This is a genomic window from Kribbella sp. NPDC031520, assembly GCF_055580825.1.
The window spans coordinates 460,674-475,410 of sequence record NZ_JBVIKS010000003.1 but is presented as its reverse complement, the minus strand read 5'-3'; the positions used below and the strand labels follow the sequence as shown (position 1 = coordinate 475,410).

At 68.4% G+C, this 14,737-nt stretch carries 12 protein-coding genes; 5 read left to right on the top strand and 7 right to left on the bottom strand.

Features of this window, described 5'->3' with window-relative positions:
- Nucleotides 1-36 precede the first annotated feature (36 nt).
- Entirely contained in the window at nucleotides 37-882 is an 846-nt protein-coding gene (locus ACZ5BU_RS17625) for a hypothetical protein (RefSeq protein WP_465700065.1), read from the bottom strand.
- Nucleotides 883-1,115: 233 nt separating this feature from the next.
- Here ACZ5BU_RS17625 and ACZ5BU_RS17620 point away from each other — a divergent pair, with 233 nt between their 5' ends.
- From ACZ5BU_RS17620 to ACZ5BU_RS17610, 3 genes are all read left to right on the top strand, one after another.
- A complete protein-coding gene (locus ACZ5BU_RS17620; RefSeq protein WP_465700063.1) occupies nucleotides 1,116-2,447 on the top strand; it encodes an N-acetylmuramoyl-L-alanine amidase in 1,332 nt (443 codons plus the stop codon).
- Nucleotides 2,444-3,667 carry a SpoIID/LytB domain-containing protein gene (locus ACZ5BU_RS17615; protein WP_465700062.1) on the top strand — a complete coding sequence of 408 codons (1,224 nt, stop codon included), beginning with the start codon at nucleotides 2,444-2,446 and terminating at the stop codon, nucleotides 3,665-3,667. Before ACZ5BU_RS17620 ends, ACZ5BU_RS17615 begins: the two co-directional genes overlap by 4 nt.
- A 74-nt stretch (nucleotides 3,668-3,741) precedes the next feature.
- Nucleotides 3,742-4,911 (top strand): glycoside hydrolase family 76 protein, encoded by a 1,170-nt coding sequence (locus ACZ5BU_RS17610; RefSeq protein WP_465700060.1) that lies wholly within the window; start codon nucleotides 3,742-3,744, stop codon nucleotides 4,909-4,911.
- Here ACZ5BU_RS17610 and ACZ5BU_RS17605 read toward each other — a convergent pair.
- From ACZ5BU_RS17605 to ACZ5BU_RS17595, 3 genes are all read right to left on the bottom strand, one after another.
- Entirely contained in the window at nucleotides 4,908-5,753 is an 846-nt protein-coding gene (locus ACZ5BU_RS17605; RefSeq protein ID WP_465700058.1) for a peptidylprolyl isomerase, read from the bottom strand. The two genes, ACZ5BU_RS17610 and ACZ5BU_RS17605, sit on opposite strands and share 4 nt — an antisense overlap.
- A gap of 13 nt (nucleotides 5,754-5,766) precedes the next feature.
- Complete coding sequence (locus tag ACZ5BU_RS17600; protein ID WP_465700056.1) at nucleotides 5,767-7,686, bottom strand: CASTOR/POLLUX-related putative ion channel; 1,920 nt, start codon at nucleotides 7,684-7,686, stop codon at nucleotides 5,767-5,769.
- Nucleotides 7,687-7,900: 214 nt separating this feature from the next.
- On the bottom strand, nucleotides 7,901-9,265 hold the full coding sequence (locus ACZ5BU_RS17595) for a serine hydrolase domain-containing protein (protein WP_465700055.1): 1,365 nt from the start codon (nucleotides 9,263-9,265) through the stop codon (nucleotides 7,901-7,903).
- A gap of 72 nt (nucleotides 9,266-9,337) precedes the next feature.
- Here ACZ5BU_RS17595 and ACZ5BU_RS17590 point away from each other — a divergent pair, with 72 nt between their 5' ends.
- Nucleotides 9,338-10,012 carry a TetR/AcrR family transcriptional regulator gene (locus ACZ5BU_RS17590; RefSeq protein ID WP_465700053.1) on the top strand — a complete coding sequence of 225 codons (675 nt, stop codon included), beginning with the start codon at nucleotides 9,338-9,340 and terminating at the stop codon, nucleotides 10,010-10,012.
- Here ACZ5BU_RS17590 and ACZ5BU_RS17585 read toward each other — a convergent pair.
- The gene (locus ACZ5BU_RS17585) at nucleotides 10,002-11,774 is read right to left on the bottom strand and encodes an acetyl/propionyl/methylcrotonyl-CoA carboxylase subunit alpha (RefSeq protein ID WP_465700051.1); all 1,773 of its coding nucleotides are present in this window, start codon (nucleotides 11,772-11,774) and stop codon (nucleotides 10,002-10,004) included. The genes ACZ5BU_RS17590 and ACZ5BU_RS17585 overlap by 11 nt on opposite strands.
- Nucleotides 11,775-11,838: 64 nt before the next feature.
- Nucleotides 11,839-12,288, bottom strand: a complete 450-nt coding sequence (locus ACZ5BU_RS17580) for an Lrp/AsnC family transcriptional regulator (protein ID WP_465700049.1) — start codon at nucleotides 12,286-12,288, stop codon at nucleotides 11,839-11,841.
- Between the two features lie 61 nt (nucleotides 12,289-12,349).
- On the opposite strand from ACZ5BU_RS17580, the gene ACZ5BU_RS17575 reads away from it, so the two are divergent.
- The gene (locus tag ACZ5BU_RS17575) at nucleotides 12,350-13,252 is read left to right on the top strand and encodes an SMP-30/gluconolactonase/LRE family protein (RefSeq protein WP_465700047.1); all 903 of its coding nucleotides are present in this window, start codon (nucleotides 12,350-12,352) and stop codon (nucleotides 13,250-13,252) included.
- Here ACZ5BU_RS17575 and ACZ5BU_RS17570 read toward each other — a convergent pair.
- Nucleotides 13,243-14,727 (bottom strand): three-helix bundle dimerization domain-containing protein, encoded by a 1,485-nt coding sequence (locus ACZ5BU_RS17570; protein ID WP_465700045.1) that lies wholly within the window; start codon nucleotides 14,725-14,727, stop codon nucleotides 13,243-13,245. The genes ACZ5BU_RS17575 and ACZ5BU_RS17570 overlap by 10 nt on opposite strands.
- Nucleotides 14,728-14,737 lie beyond the last annotated feature (10 nt).

Here is a 14,737-nt window from a genome sequence, read left to right as displayed (position 1 = left end):
CGTCACCGGGGCCTTGTCAGTTTCTGGTGTCAGTTCCTAGAAGTCGCCGCCGAAGTCTCCACCGAAGTCGCCGCCGTCGAACGGGTTGAAGTCGCCCCCGCCGTCACCGCCACCGTCTCCGTAGTCCCCGTTGTCGCCACCGTCCCCGTTGTCGCCGCCACCGTCGGCCATCCCGTCCTGGTAGCCGTCGGCGTAGTCGCCGTACCCGCCACCCGAGAACATGCCGCCGAGGGCCGTGCCGATGAACATGCCGGTCAGCACACCGCCGACACCGCCGAACAGACCCTGCGCGTACGGCGAGTAGGCCGGGCCGGCCTCCCAGTACGGAACGCGCTGCGGGCCGACCATGACCTTGCGGACATCCGGCTCGGCGCCGGCGCGGACCCGCTCGGCGTCGGCCGCGCAGGCCGGCACCTCACGCGGGGCGCCGTTCGGCGGGGACCACATCACGTCGACCACCGACGGGCCGTGCTGCGGGTTGAAGAAGCAGGCCGGGCGGCGCTGCGGCAGCGGCTGGCCGTTGACCCGGGCCTTCACGCAGGCCGCGGCGTACCGGCCGTCCTCGAGGATCTCGACGACATGCTTGATCTGATCGGCCTGGGTGACCTGACCGACCGCCTGCTTGGCGGACTCGTAGGAGTCCAGCGCCCGCTGGTAGTCCTGCCGTGCTCCCTCGCCGAGGTCCTTGCCGACCATCTCCAGGTCGAGGTCCTGCAGTTCCTCGCCGAACCGGGTGATGTCCTCGTCGGCGGTCCGCTTGACCGCCTCGAGCTCGGCCGCGGTGATCTCGTGCTGCTTCTTGTTCTGCAGCTGGGTGCGACGGTAGGAGTTGTACGCCAGCACCGCGATCACCACGACGGCGATGATCAGGATGTATTCCATGACGGGCCTCTCTCGGGGGTCCTTTGGGGAGAGCCTATCCAATCCCGCAAAAGCGTCGCCGCCACGCAGGGTGACGCAATGCCGGGAAAGCGGTCACCGGCGTCGCACAATGGAGACGCGCGCCGCCCAGCGCCTGTCCGACCCCCGCCGGAAGGCCATCCGTGGGCAACACCGTCATGGGCAAGACCGCGCGACTGCTCTCGCTCGCGCTCCCTGCGCTCACTGTTCTCAATGTGACCGTCTTGGTACCTCAGCAGCCCTCGAACGACCCGTCCTATCAGGAGATTCCGCTCGACGGCCCGTCCGTGCAGTCCCATACCAAACCGTATGGAATGGTCGGGATCACCTGGCCGGAAAGTGTGCGGAACGTCACCGCCAAGGTCCGGGTCGAACAGAACGGGAAGTGGACCGATTGGCAATTGTTGCCGGTCGAGGACGACCACGGCCCAGATCCATTGGTACCTGAGGGAATTCAGCGTGGCGGTACCGAACCGTTCTGGGTCGGTAATGCGACGGGCATTCAGGCCAGCGCCGTCACGAATGCCGGTACGGCGGTTTCCGGCGCGAAGGTGGTGCTGATCCAGCCCGGCGTACTCAGCTCCGACGCGGACGAGCCGGACGGGCTCGGACCGGCGTCGAGCGCCTCGCCGTACCCGATGCCGTTGATGGTGAGCCGGCGGCGCTGGGGTGCCGACGAGCGGCTCCGGGCGTACAACGGCGCCGGCTGTGTGCGGCCGCGGTACACGACGACGGTACTCGCGGCGTTCGTCCACCGCACCGCCGATCGGAACGACTACACGCGGACGCAGGTGCCGGCGATGGTACGGGCGATGTACGCGTACCACGTGAAGAGCCGGGGTTGGTGCGACCTCGGCTACAACTTCCTCGTCGACCGGTTCGGCCGGATCTTCGAGGGCCGTGCCGGTGGTGCGCAGTTGCCCGTACTCGGCGCGCACACCGCGTCGTACAACGCGAACTCGTTCGGCGTCGCGGTGATCGGCAACTTCGACCAGGTCGCGCCGCCGCCGGCGATGCTGGAGTCGACGGCGCGGGTGCTGGCGTGGAAGCTGGACGCCAACTATCGGTCGCCCTCGGCAACGATCCGGCTGGACGGAAAGAGCCTGCACACGGTTTCCGGACATCGCGACACGAAGGCGACCGACTGTCCGGGCACCCAGCTGTACAACAAACTCGGTTGGCTGCGCCAACGGGTGAACGCCTTGATGGGCGGGAGTTTCGCCACCCCGATCTATCGCTACGCACGGACACTCGGTTTCCGGAACATCGGACAGCCGTTCTGGGGCGAGCACCCGACCCGGACGGGCCGGGCGACGTACTTCGCGACCGTTGACGTCTTCTACTCCGTTGCCACCGGCCCGCATTCCACCGCTGGCGCGTTCCGGACCCGGTACCGGCGACTCGGCGCCGGTAGTGCGCGGCTCGGGTTGCCGATCACCGACGCGTACCAGGTGCACGGCGGGGCGCGGCAGAAGTTCCAGCGTGGCTGGCTGGTCTGGGACCGCCGCGCTCGGCAGGTCCAGGTCGTCTACGGGAGGGCATTATGAGAAAACGTGTGATCGCGGCGGTGGTGCTGTCGTCGACGGTGATCAGCGCGACCGCGCAGGCCCGCGAGCTCACGCCGGCCGCCACGGCGCCGGACACCACGATCGCGGGCCGCGGGTTCGGTCACGGCCGCGGACTCTCGCAGTATGGTGCCCAAGGGGCCGCGCTCGCTGGGAAGTCGGTCAAGCAGATCCTGGACTTCTACTACCCGGGAACGACCGCAGGGAAGGCGACCGGCAGTATCCGGGTGCGGATCAGCGCCGACACCACCGACGGCGTCCGGGTCGCCACGGTGAACGGGCTCGCGGTCCGCTCGCTGGCCGCCGGCAAGGTGTACACGTTGCCGAAGGCATCGACCATCAACCAGTGGTCGATCGACCCGGACGGCGAGCACGGCACCAGGCTCAACTGGTACAACGCGACGACGAAGAAGTGGACGCTCTACAAGACGTTCACGGGGATGGCGCAGTTCGAGGGTGCCGCGGTGATCGGGCTGATCCTGCCGAGCGGCGACGTACGGCGGTACCGCGGCGCGCTGCGGGCAGTCGACGTCACCGGCGCGCACCTCGACACGGTCAACGTTCTCCCGCTCGAGTACTACCTGCGTGGCGTCGTACCGCGGGAGGCGGTGACGAGTTGGCGTCCGGCCGCCCTGCAGGCACAGGCCGTTGCCGCGCGCACCTATTCCGTGTTCCACCGGAACCGGGCGACGGACCGGGCGTACGACCTGTGCGACACGACGTCCTGTCAGGTGTACGGCGGGTACGACGACGAGGAGACGTCGACGAACAACGCGATCGCGGCGACCGCAGGACAGATCCGGCTCTACAACGGACAACCGATCATCGCGGAGTTCTCGTCGTCGAACGGCGGGGCGACCGCGGCCGGCGACGCGCCGTACCAACTCACCAAGCTCGACGGCTGGGACGCGTACCCGCGGAACGGGAACCCGAACGTCACCTGGACGGTGACCCGGACGGCCGCCGACATGCAGGCGGTGTTCCAGGTCGGCACGATTCGGTACGTCCGGGTGCTGAAGCGGACCGGGGTCGGCCCGGGCGGCGGGCGCGCGCTCACCGTCCAGGCCGTCGGGTCCCGCGGGTCGCGGGTGCTGACCGCCGACCAGGTCCGGATCCGGCTGCACCTGCGCTCGTCCTGGATCAGTTTCGCGGCCCGCCCACTTGATATGTCAACTTCGCCGGCCGAGGAGCCCGGCCGCTGAGCCATTGACGTGCCTGCCCTGCGGCGGTTAGAACGTGACATCGCTGTCAACCACCGCCCAGGAGGAGCAGGTCGATGCGCAGAAAGCTTGGTATATCAACACGTCTGGCCGCTGGAGTGCTCGCGGTCGCGGTCCTCGGTGCGCTGAACATGTCAACGGCCAGTGCCGACGACGCCCTCGGGACCGATCCCGTCGCGGCCGCCCGGGCGCGGGCGTCGTACGAGGCCATCAACACGTACTTCGACGCCGGCCGCGGGCTGCTGCTGGAGGAGTACCCGAACACGCAGTCCAACGCGTACTCGTACGTCTGGCCGTACTCACAGGCGGCGATCGCGGCCGAGGACCTGGCCGGTGTCCCCGGCGCGGGCAGTGCGGGCTCCGCAGAGGCGGACCGGCGGATCGCGGCGTACGAGTTCTACTGGAACTCGACGACGACGCCGACCGGGTACGACTCGTACGTCCGGCCGCCGAACGGCCAGGGCGGCGACAAGTTCTACGACGACAACGAGTGGATCGGCCTGAACCTGATCCAGCGGTACAAGCGGACTGGTGACCGCGCTGCGCTGGCCCGGGCCAAGGACATCTTCGCGCTCGTCGTCCACGGTTGGGACACCGATCCGTCGCACCCGTGCGCCGGCGGCGTGTACTGGACGCAGGCGCCGTGGAGCCAGGACCGGAACACGGTGTCGAACGGCCCGGGCGCCGAGCTCGGCGCGCACCTGTACCTGCTCACCCGGGACAAGTCGTACCTGACCTGGGCGCAGAAGATGTACCAATGGGCGCAGACCTGCATGCTGGCGCCGAACGGCCTGTACTGGGACCACATCGACCTGGCCGGCAACGTAGAGAAGACGCAGTGGAGCTACAACCAGGGCGTGATGCTCGGCGCCGGCGTGTTGTTGTTCAAGGCAACCGGTGACGCCCGTTACCTGCGCGACGCGAAGTCGGTCGCGAACGCGTCGCTGGCGTTCTACAACACGCCGGAGATGCTCGCGAAACAAGGCGCCGCGTTCAACTCGATCTGGTTCAAGAACCTGCTGATCCTGGACTCGGTGAGCCCGGACCCGCGGTACCGGAACGCGATGCAGGCATACGCCGACTACAACTGGAACACCACCCGCGACCCGGCAACGAACCTGTACAAGTTCCGCGACGGCTCGGTAGAGCTCCTCCAGCAGTCCGGCATCACCCAGATCCACGCCCTCCTAGCCTGGCCCCACTCCCGCTACGGCCTACTTGCCTAGGCTGCGGCAGTTGCTGTCTTGATGTCGACCGGAGTGATCGGCGTCCCGTCCTGCGGGCTCTGCTGGGGCGTGACGCCGGCCTCCGCGACCTTGTCGATCAGCTTCAGGCTCGGCTCGTCGATGGTCCCGAACGCCGTGTACTGCGCGGTCAGCCCGGACGCATCGCCGTACACGATGAAGAACTGGCTGCCGTTCGTGTTCGCGCCGGAGTTCGCCATCGCGAGCATGCCGCGGCCGTACTTCAACGTCGGGTACACCTCGTCCGCGAAGCTGTACCCCGGCCCGCCGGAGCCGCTACCGGTCGGGTCGCCGCACTGCAGCACCTGCAGGCCCTCGCCGACGGTCAGCCGGTGGCACTTGGTGTTGTCGTAGTACTTCTGGCCGACCAGGCTGAGGAAGTTCTTCACCGCACAGGGCGCGAGCGAGCTGTCGAGGGTGAGCTGCAGGTCGCCGATCGACGTGTCCAGGCTGACCTTCGACGTACCTGACGCCTTCGTCTTGCCATCCGCCGGCAGGTTCACCTTCCGGGCGGCCGGCTCGGCGCTCTTCTTGTACGTGCAGTTCACCTCGGCCGCCAGCGGCTTCGGGCGCTTCGGCGCCGGGAACATCGCGGTCGGGATGCTGGCCGGCTTGTTCTCGGCCGCCACCGACGGAGTGGCCGCCGGCTTGCCGTCGCCGCCTCCGAAGACCACGAACGCCCCGACGACGACCACGACAACGGTCACCACCGACGCCACGGTGATCGCCAGGTTCCGCCGCTGCCGGAGCCGCTCGGCCTCGCGCTCAGCCTGGCGCTTCGCCTTGCGTGCGGCCAGCTGCTGCTCGTGGGTCTTCTTGGACATGCAGTAACCCTCCTCAACCGGATGCCTGGACGGAACTTACAGCTTCAACCTGAGAACTGTCTGTCAATCCTCCGGCCGCGCCCAAGTCCGCGAGCACGATCACCCGATCGTCCGCGAGGAGCGTCAGGGCCGCGTCGCGCACCGGGTTCAGTACGACGCCGTACCCCGGCGGCCGGTGGAACCCGCTCGCGACCCGGTAGCCGATCGCGGTCTCGCCCCGGCGGCGCGCGGCCTCGGCGAGGGTGGCGAAGTTCGCCGGGGTGCCGGGGACCAGGTAGTCGGCGGCCGGCTTCAGGTAGATCTCGGCGCCGTCGGGTCCGAGCAGCTCCGCGAACACGTCGGCCAGGTGCCGGTTCTCGCTCAGCTGGGTGAGCAGCAGGCTGATCAGCTTCTCGCTGACCACGAAGTCGTCGGCCTCGGTGACCTGCGCGATCTCCCGGTTCGCGTCGTCGTTGATCTCGCTGACGATCGAGTACGGCGCGTTCAGCCGCTGCTCGAGGTCGCGGATGTGCAGCAGGGTCAGCAGCGTACGGGCGTCGGCCTGCTGTTCGTCGAGGTCGTCCGCGGCCAGGATGATCACGTTCTGGTAGCTGCCGACGTCGAGAGCTTCCAGGGCGGCACGGTTCGTCGGGTCGCAGTACGTCGTACCGATCGTCAGGTTCGGGTACTGGCCGGGAGTGGGCTCGTCCGGGCCGGCGATCTGCACGTGCGAGCCGGGGGTGGCGAAGTCGTCGAGCAGGTCGAGGATCTTCGGGGCACGCTTGTTCCAGCCGATCATCAGGGTCCGCGCGATGGTCGCGGCCGGCTGCTCCGCGTCCGCGATCGCGTTCTCGACGATCTGCACCGGGACCGTCGAGCGCCGTACGAGCGCGTCGTCCTCCGCGAGCACGATCAGCTGGTCGGAGTCGCCGAGGACCGCGTCGGCGGCGGGATTGAGCGAGACGCGGCCGTCGCCGTACCGGATGCCGACCGCGACGCCGCGATCGAACGTGCGGCTGACGTCGCCGAACGTCTGCCCGGCGGCTTGTGGGTCCGTACGGATGTAGAACTCGTTGCCGCTGAACGCGAGCAGTTCGGTGCAGACCGCGGACAGTCCGGACTGCCGGTGCGCCTGCACGATCAGCCGTACGGCGAGATCGTCCGCGCCGATCAGCTGCGCCCGCGGACCACCCGCGAGCTGCGCCGCCGCGAGGTTGTCGGAATCGCGGAGTGCGGCGACCACATGCGGGCCGTCCGACCGGCGGGCACGGTCGCCGAGCGCGAGCAGGACCTTGATCACCTGGATGTCCGCGTCGTCGGTGGCCGGCGGAAGGACCATCACCGAGCGGGCCGCCGACAGGTTCACGAGATCGAGATCAGCCGGGCGGAGCGGGTTGCCGGTACGGCAGACGACCACGGTGCTGCCCAGGTCGCCGACGCGGGCGCGGAGCTCGTCCTCCATCTCCACCTTGTCCTTGTCGGCGAGGATCGCGACGCAGGTACGGCGTTGGCTCTGGTTCGCCTGTACGAGTTCGGAGACGACGGTGAAGACCTGCTCCGACCAGCCGAGTACGACGGTGTGCCCGCGCTCGACCACCCTCGAGCGACCCTTGCGTAGGTCCTCGATCTTCGCGTTCAGGCCTGTCGTCATCACGCCGATGAACGCGCTGACGACGAAGATCCCGCCGATCGTGATCAGCAGCATCAGGAACAGGAACAACGGGCTCCCGGTGTCCCCGCCGATCGTGCCCGCGTCGATGGCCCGCATCAACGTCATCCAGAACACTTCCGGCCAGCCACCGTGCTGTACGACGTCCTTCGGCACCAGCCAGATCACCAGCAGTGAAACCAGCAGCACCAGCACCGTCGAGGCAAACCCCAACCACCCGATCAACGCCGGCGTACCCCGCGACATCGTGCTGTCGAACCAGTACCGAGCCCGCTCCCGCCACATACCCCGCTCCTCACTCCCAACTCAACCAGCGCACTATGCCACGCCCAAGCCGAAACCGCCCCAGCCACCTGAGAAATGTCACCGCTCCGCGCCGGCTGTTCGTTGCCGCCTTCGGCGGGTGCGCGTGAGGTGGTGGGGAGCGGAGCTGCTGGCGCTGCCTCTCGCCCTCCGCTTGTGCCTCGCGGGTGTCGTTGCGAGGCACAAGCGGTGGGTGTTAGGCCCTTGGTTGGGCGGCGGCGCGGGGGAAGAGGCGGCCGGCTAGGTCTAGGCCGGTGATGGTGCCTTTTGGGGTTCGGGTGAAGTAGCCGCGTTGGCCGGTGAGGCCGCCTTCGGTGACTATGTATTCGTCGTGGGGGAGGAGGCCGATTTCGGCGGCGGGGTAGTCCGGGGGCATCTCTACGTCGGAGGCGGCGCGGAGTTCGGGTTTGATGCCTACGGCGAGGGTGATGCGGGTGCCGTCGGTGGCGATGTCGAGGTTCATGGCGTCGATCTCGTAGCGGCCGGCGGCCTCCTGTGCGCGAATCGCGTCGTACGGCAGGGGTTCGGGGTCGCGTTCGACCAGGCCGAGGTAGTGCTCGAGGGCCCAGCGGAGCACGGTCTGGTTGAAGGTGTAGCCGTCGGGGCCGGCGTTGGTCAGGGAGACGATCGCGAAGTTGCGCTCCGGTACGACGAGGAGGTCGGCGAACTGGCCGTTGCCGGAGCCGCCGGCGCCGATGGTCCGGACGCCGTCGACGGGGCGCAGGAACCAGCAGATGCCGATCCCGTCGCCGAACGAGCTCGCCCGCAGCTCGACGGTCTGCTCGCGCATCCCGTGCAGTACGCCGGCCGGCAGCAACCCGTCACCACCACCCAGGTGGAACCTTGCCCACCGCAACAAATCACCGACGCTGGTGACCACTCCGCCACCGGGATTGTTGCCGCGTTCGCCGGCCCGGTTCGCCTTCCACGGTACGGCGGGCTGCAGCGACCCGTCGTCCGCACGGTTGTGTCCGGCAACGAACTTCCGGACCATCACCTCGTCCACGTCGAACAGGGTGTTCCGAAGCTCCAGCGGCTCCAGCAGCAACGAGGCGATCGCCTTTTCGTACGGCTGTCCGGTGACGTTCTCGATGATCCGTCCGGCCAGGTTGTAGCCGGCCTGGCTGTACGACGCCCTGCTGCCGGGTGCCGCGATGATCGGCAAGGTCGCCATCTTCCGGACGAACGCGGCCAATGACAGGTCCCCGTCCTCGGTGTCGATGACGTTCCACTCCAGGCCAGCGGTGTGGTTCAGCAGGTTCAGTACGGTGATTCGCTCGGCCACGTCCTCGTCGAGCAACTTCAGCTCCGGAACGTAGCGCCGTACCGGGGCGTCGAGCTCGACCTTGCCCTGCTCGACGAGCCGCAGCAATGCGGTCGCGGTGAAGGTCTTCGACACCGACGCGATGTGGAACAGGGTGTCCCGGTCGACGGGCTGCGGGTTCAGCACGTTGGTCACGCCGTGGGTGACAACGGTCTCCTCGCCGTCCATCAGCACCCCGACGGCCACTCCCGGAATCCCGAACTGCTCCGCGGTCTTCGCGACGAACTCGGTCAGCATCTGCCTCACTCCTCCTGGACTTGAACTAAGTACAAGTAGACTCTAACCCGACTCCTGAACTAAGTTCAAGTCATGCCCAGAGACGTCCTCACGGTCGACCAGATCCTCACCGCGGCGATCGCGCTGCTCGACGAGGAAGGGCTCGACGGCCTGAACATGCGCGCCCTCGGCCAGCGGCTCGGCACCGCGCCGACCGCGATCTACTGGCACATCAAGACCAAGGACGAGCTCGTTCAGCGGGCCGGCGACGCGATCTGGGCGGAGATCACGCTCCCGGACCTCGACGCGACGGACTGGCGTACGGCGGCCACCGGCCTCGCCACCGGTCTCCGCGGGATGCTGCTGCGGCATCCCTGGTACGGGCAGGCGTTCGGCAGCCACCTGATGTCGGGCCGCGGCAAGTTCCGGTACGACGACCACACGCTCGAGCTGTACGAACGCGCCGGCTTCGCCCCGGCGGACGCCGATCGTGCGGCCGGTACGGTCCTCGTCTACGTACTCGGCAGCTGCCTGAGCGCGGCCGCGGAGGTGTCGCTGAACCGTCGGCTGAGCCGCGGCGGGCAGGACGCCGAGCGGACGATCAAGGAATTCGTCGGCCAGGCGGCGTCAGTGGCGGCGGAGTTCCCGCGGCTGCGGGCACGGCTGGACACGACAGCCGCGACGGAGTACGCCGCGGCGCCGGACGACACGTTCGAGTTCGGACTGCGAGCAATCCTGGACGGCTTCGAGGCCCGGCTCAGTCCTTGATCTCGCAGATGGTGGCGCCGGCCGAGACGGTCGCGCCGACCTCGGCGCTCAGGCCGGTGACCGTACCGGACTTGTGCGCGTTCAGCGGCTGCTCCATCTTCATCGCCTCGAGTACGACGATCAGGTCGCCCTCGGCAACGGTCGCGCCTTCCTCGACGGCGATCTTCACGATCGTGCCCTGCATCGGCGACGTCAGCGAGTCACCCGACGCCGCGGAGCTCTTCGCCCCACCGGCCCGCCGCGACGGCTTCTTCTTAGTACCGGCGGAGGCGGCCGGCGCGATCCCGCCCAGACCCGCGGGCAGGACGACCTCGAGCCGCTTGCCGCCGACCTCGACCGTCACCTTCTCCCGCTCGGCGTCCTCCGGGGTCTCGGCCGTCGGGCCGGCGTACGGCGTGAGCTGGTTGTCGTACTCGGTCTCGATCCACCGGGTGTGCACCTTGAACCCGTCCGTGCCGACGAAGGCCGGGTCGGACACCACCGAGGCGTGGAACGGGATCACCGTCGGCATGCCCTCGACGACGAACTCGCGCAGCGCCCGCCGCGACCGCTCCAGCGCCTGGGTCCGGTCGCGCCCGCTGACGATCAGCTTCGCGACCAGCGAGTCGTACGCGCCCGGCACGGTCTCGCCCTGGTCGTAGCCGCTGTCCAGCCGTACACCGGGACCCGACGGGACGTGCCAGCGCAGCAAGGTACCCGGTGCCGGGAGGAACCCGCGGCCGCCGTCCTCGGCGTTGATCCGGAACTCGATCGAATGCCCCGAGACCGGCGGATCGTCGTACCCCAAGGCCTCGCCGTTGGCGATCCGGAACATCTCCCGGACCAGGTCCAGGCCGGTGACCTCCTCCGACACCGGGTGCTCGACCTGGAGCCGGGTGTTCACCTCGAGGAACGAGATCAGCCCGTCCTGCCCGACCAGGAACTCGCAGGTGCCGGCGCCGACGTACCCCGCCTCGCGCAGGATCTTCTTTGACGAGCTGTAAAGGATCTCCAGCTGCTCGTCCGACAGGAACGGCGCCGGCGCCTCCTCGACCAGCTTCTGGTACCGGCGCTGCAGTGAGCAGTCCCGGGTCGACACGACCACAACGTTGCCGTGGGCATCGGCCAGGCACTGGGTCTCGACGTGCCGCGGCTGGTCCAGGTACCGCTCGACGAAGCACTCGCCGCGCCCGAAGGCACTCACCGCCTCGCGGGTCGCGGACTCGAACAGCTCCGGGATCTCCTCCATGGTCCGCGCGACCTTCATCCCGCGACCGCCACCGCCGTACGCCGCCTTGATCGCGATCGGCAGACCGTACTGCTCCGCGAACGCGACGACCTCGTCAGCGCCACCGACCGGGTCCGGGGTGCCAGGGACCTGCGGCGCGCCGACCTTCTCGGCGATGTGCCGGGCCTTGACCTTGTCGCCGAGCGAGTCGATCGCCGACGGCGGCGGGCCGATCCAGATCAGCCCCGCGTCGATCACCGCCTGTGCGAAGGAAGCGTTCTCGGCCAGGAACCCGTAGCCGGGATGGACGGCGTCCGCGCCGGAGCGGGCCGCAGCGTCCAGGATCTTCGCGATGTTCAGGTAGGAGTCGGCCGGTGTCGCGCCGTCCAGTGCGTAGGCCTCGTCGGCGAGCCGGACGAACAACGCGTCCCGGTCCTGGTCGGCGTACACGGCGACACTGCCGATTCCCGCGTCGGCGGCGGCCCGGACGACCCGGACGGCGATCTCGCCCCGGTTGGCGACCAGCACCTTGGTGATCTGCTTGCTGTCGGACACAGCTGGCTCCCTTCGGCTGGCCCGAGTCTAGGGTCAAGCGGCCGTTCCGGGTGCAGGGTGTTGCTCACACCACGCTGGACCGTTTCTCGAAAAACGTCTCCAGTACGACGACTGTCTGCGTACTGGTCACGCCGTCCACCTGGTGGAGCGCGCGCAGCGTCGCCTGCAGGTCCTCGGTGGTCGCCGTCCGGACCTTCACCAGCACCGACGCCGGTCCGGCGATGATGTGCGCCTCCTCGACCGCCGGGATCGCCCGCAGCGCCGTCAGCGTCGGTTCGTCGCCCATCCACGCGGCGGAGTCCAACAGTACGAACGCCAGCACGCCGAGCCCGACCGCACCCGGATCCACGTCGACCGTCGTCCGGCGGATCACCCCGGCGGCCTTCAGTTTCCGTACGCGCTCATGCGCCGACCCCGCCGACAGCCCAACCGCCTCCCCGAGTGCGGCGTACGACTGCCCGGCATCCTCCTGCAACGCGGTGAGCAGCCCGCGATCCACATCATCTATGGTCATTTGCGTCACAAACCAAATCTCATTCTGTTCAAGTGGTCAGTGGCAAGACTACATTCAGAATATGACTGTCACGATCAACGCCGCGCCGCCGCGGCTCCGAGCCGAGCTGGTGGTTCTCGACGAGCGTTTCAGGAGCGTCGCGGGCGACGACTACCTCGAATGCCTGTACGACGGCGGCCGCTGGCTCGAGGGACCGGCGTACTCGCCCGCCTGGCGCTGCCTGGTCTTCAGCGACATCCCGAACGACCGGATGCTCCGCTGGGACGAGCTGTCCGGCCAGGTCAGCGTGTTCCGGCAACCGTCGGGGTACGTCAACGGCAACACCATCGACCGGGCCGGCCGGCTGATCAGCTGCTCCCAGGGCGATCGCCGCGTCGTCCGGACCGAGTACGACGGCAGCCTCACCGACCTCGTCTCACACCTGGATGGTCGGCGGCTGAACAGCCCGAACGACGTGGTCGAACGCAGCGACGGGTCGATCTGGTTCACCGATCCGCCGTACGGCATCAGCTCGAACTACGAGGGGTACGCCGCCGAGCAGGAGCTGGACGGTTGCCACGTCTACCGGATCGACCCGGACGGCACGCTGACCGTGGTCGCGGACGACTTCCAGCGGCCGAACGGGCTCGCGTTCTCCAACGACGAGACCCAGCTGTACGTCGTCGACACGCCGCGGAAGCACATCCGGCGCTTCGACGTCGACGGCGACAAGCTGACCGGAGGCGAGGTGTTCGCGCCCTGTACGGCAGGCATGTTCGACGGCATCCGGCTGGACAGCGCCGGCCGGGTCTGGGCGGCGACGCACGAGGGCGTGCACTGCTTCGACCCGGACGGCGCTCTGATCGGCAAGCTGTTGCTTCCGGACGTTGTGTCCAACCTGACGTTCGGCGGCCCGAAGGGCAACCGGCTCTTCGTCACCGCGACCACGTCGGTGTGGTCCTGGCTGACGAACGTTCAGCGGTAGGACTTCGAGACGGCGTCCAGCAGCCGTTCGAGGGCGTCGTACGTCGGAGTGTCCGCGACATCGATGACGTCCTGCGCGACCGGGATGTCGTGCTGCTTCACGACGCTCGCGAACTGCGTCTCGTCGCCGGTCCGGAATCCGTGCCGGGCCGCGAGCCGCTGCAGCTCCGGGTCGGTGGAGAGCAGTTGGCCGAGCTTCTCGCCGTTCGCATCGAACGAGACCAGCGTGTGCTTGGACTGCACGGTCGGCGACGGGTACATCAGCACCATGCCGGGCTTGAGCTTGCGCTCCACCGCGGCCTCGACGAACTGCGCCTCGTAGATGTTGACCATCGGCGACTTGCCCATGCCCAGCGACAGATAGTCGTCGAACGGGCCCTCGCTCGAGTTGTCGGTGTACCCCTGGTTCACGAACAGCGGCGCGACCAGCGGCAGCACCTTCTTCTCGTCCGCCGCGCTCTGCACCACACTGTTGTGGTTGGCAACATAACTGACGATCGACAGGAACATCGCCGCCGAGTTCGAGGTACGCGGATCGGTGGTGGTGACCAGGATCCGCTTGTTCACCGGGTACGTCGTGTTGCCGTGGATGTTCGTCCAGCGCCAGTTCGCCTTCACGAGGTCGACGTACTTGCGGACGTCGAAGTACCAGATGCCGTTCACCTGCCGGGCGATCCCGGTGGCCGACAGCAGGTCGACGATCGGCTGGTACGTCGCGATCGCCATCGGCGACGAGAACACCGCGAACTTCTTGCCGGTCACCGCCGGGCGGCCGGGCGTCGGCTGCAGGATCCGCTCGGCGGCGGTGCTGCTGGACGGGAACGCGAAGTCGTACTTGCTCAGGTCGACGCTGGTCGCGATCTCCCGCGATCCGGCGGTGTCGACGTTCACCGCGAACCCGTGCTTGGCCAGCGCGGCCTTGACGTCCGGGTCCTCGAAGAACGCCCGCTTCTCCGACCCGATCACACCGCCGACGGTGATCAGGCCGGACTTCGCCTGCGCGTCGTCGCCGTTCCGTACGACGAGCACGGTCGCCACCGTCGCCAGTACGAGCACACCGGCGACAGCGGCCGGGAGCGCGATCGGAAACCGCCGCCGGAACCCGCCGAACCCGCTGCCCGGCGCGGGCGGACCGCTGCTCCCGCCGCCATCAGCTTCAGCGTCCGCGGCTGGTGCTGCCACGTCGGGCGCGTCGTCGCCGGCCTCCAGCGTGACGGCCGGCCCGGTCCACCTGGCCTTGCGTTCGTCCGGCACAGCCTGCTCGGCCGGGTCCGGCTTCGGGGTGAGCTGCTCGCGAGCGATGCGCTCGACGAGGATCGGTACATAGTCGCGGACCGGGTCGCCGGCGAAGGACTCGCGGGCGGTACGGATCGCGGTTTCGATGTCTTCGGGAGTATGGATGCCGTCGAAGGTGTCGGTGAGCCTGCTGATCAGGCCCTCGATCGCCTTCTCTTCACGAACGGTGTCAACCTTCAAGGGGATGTCT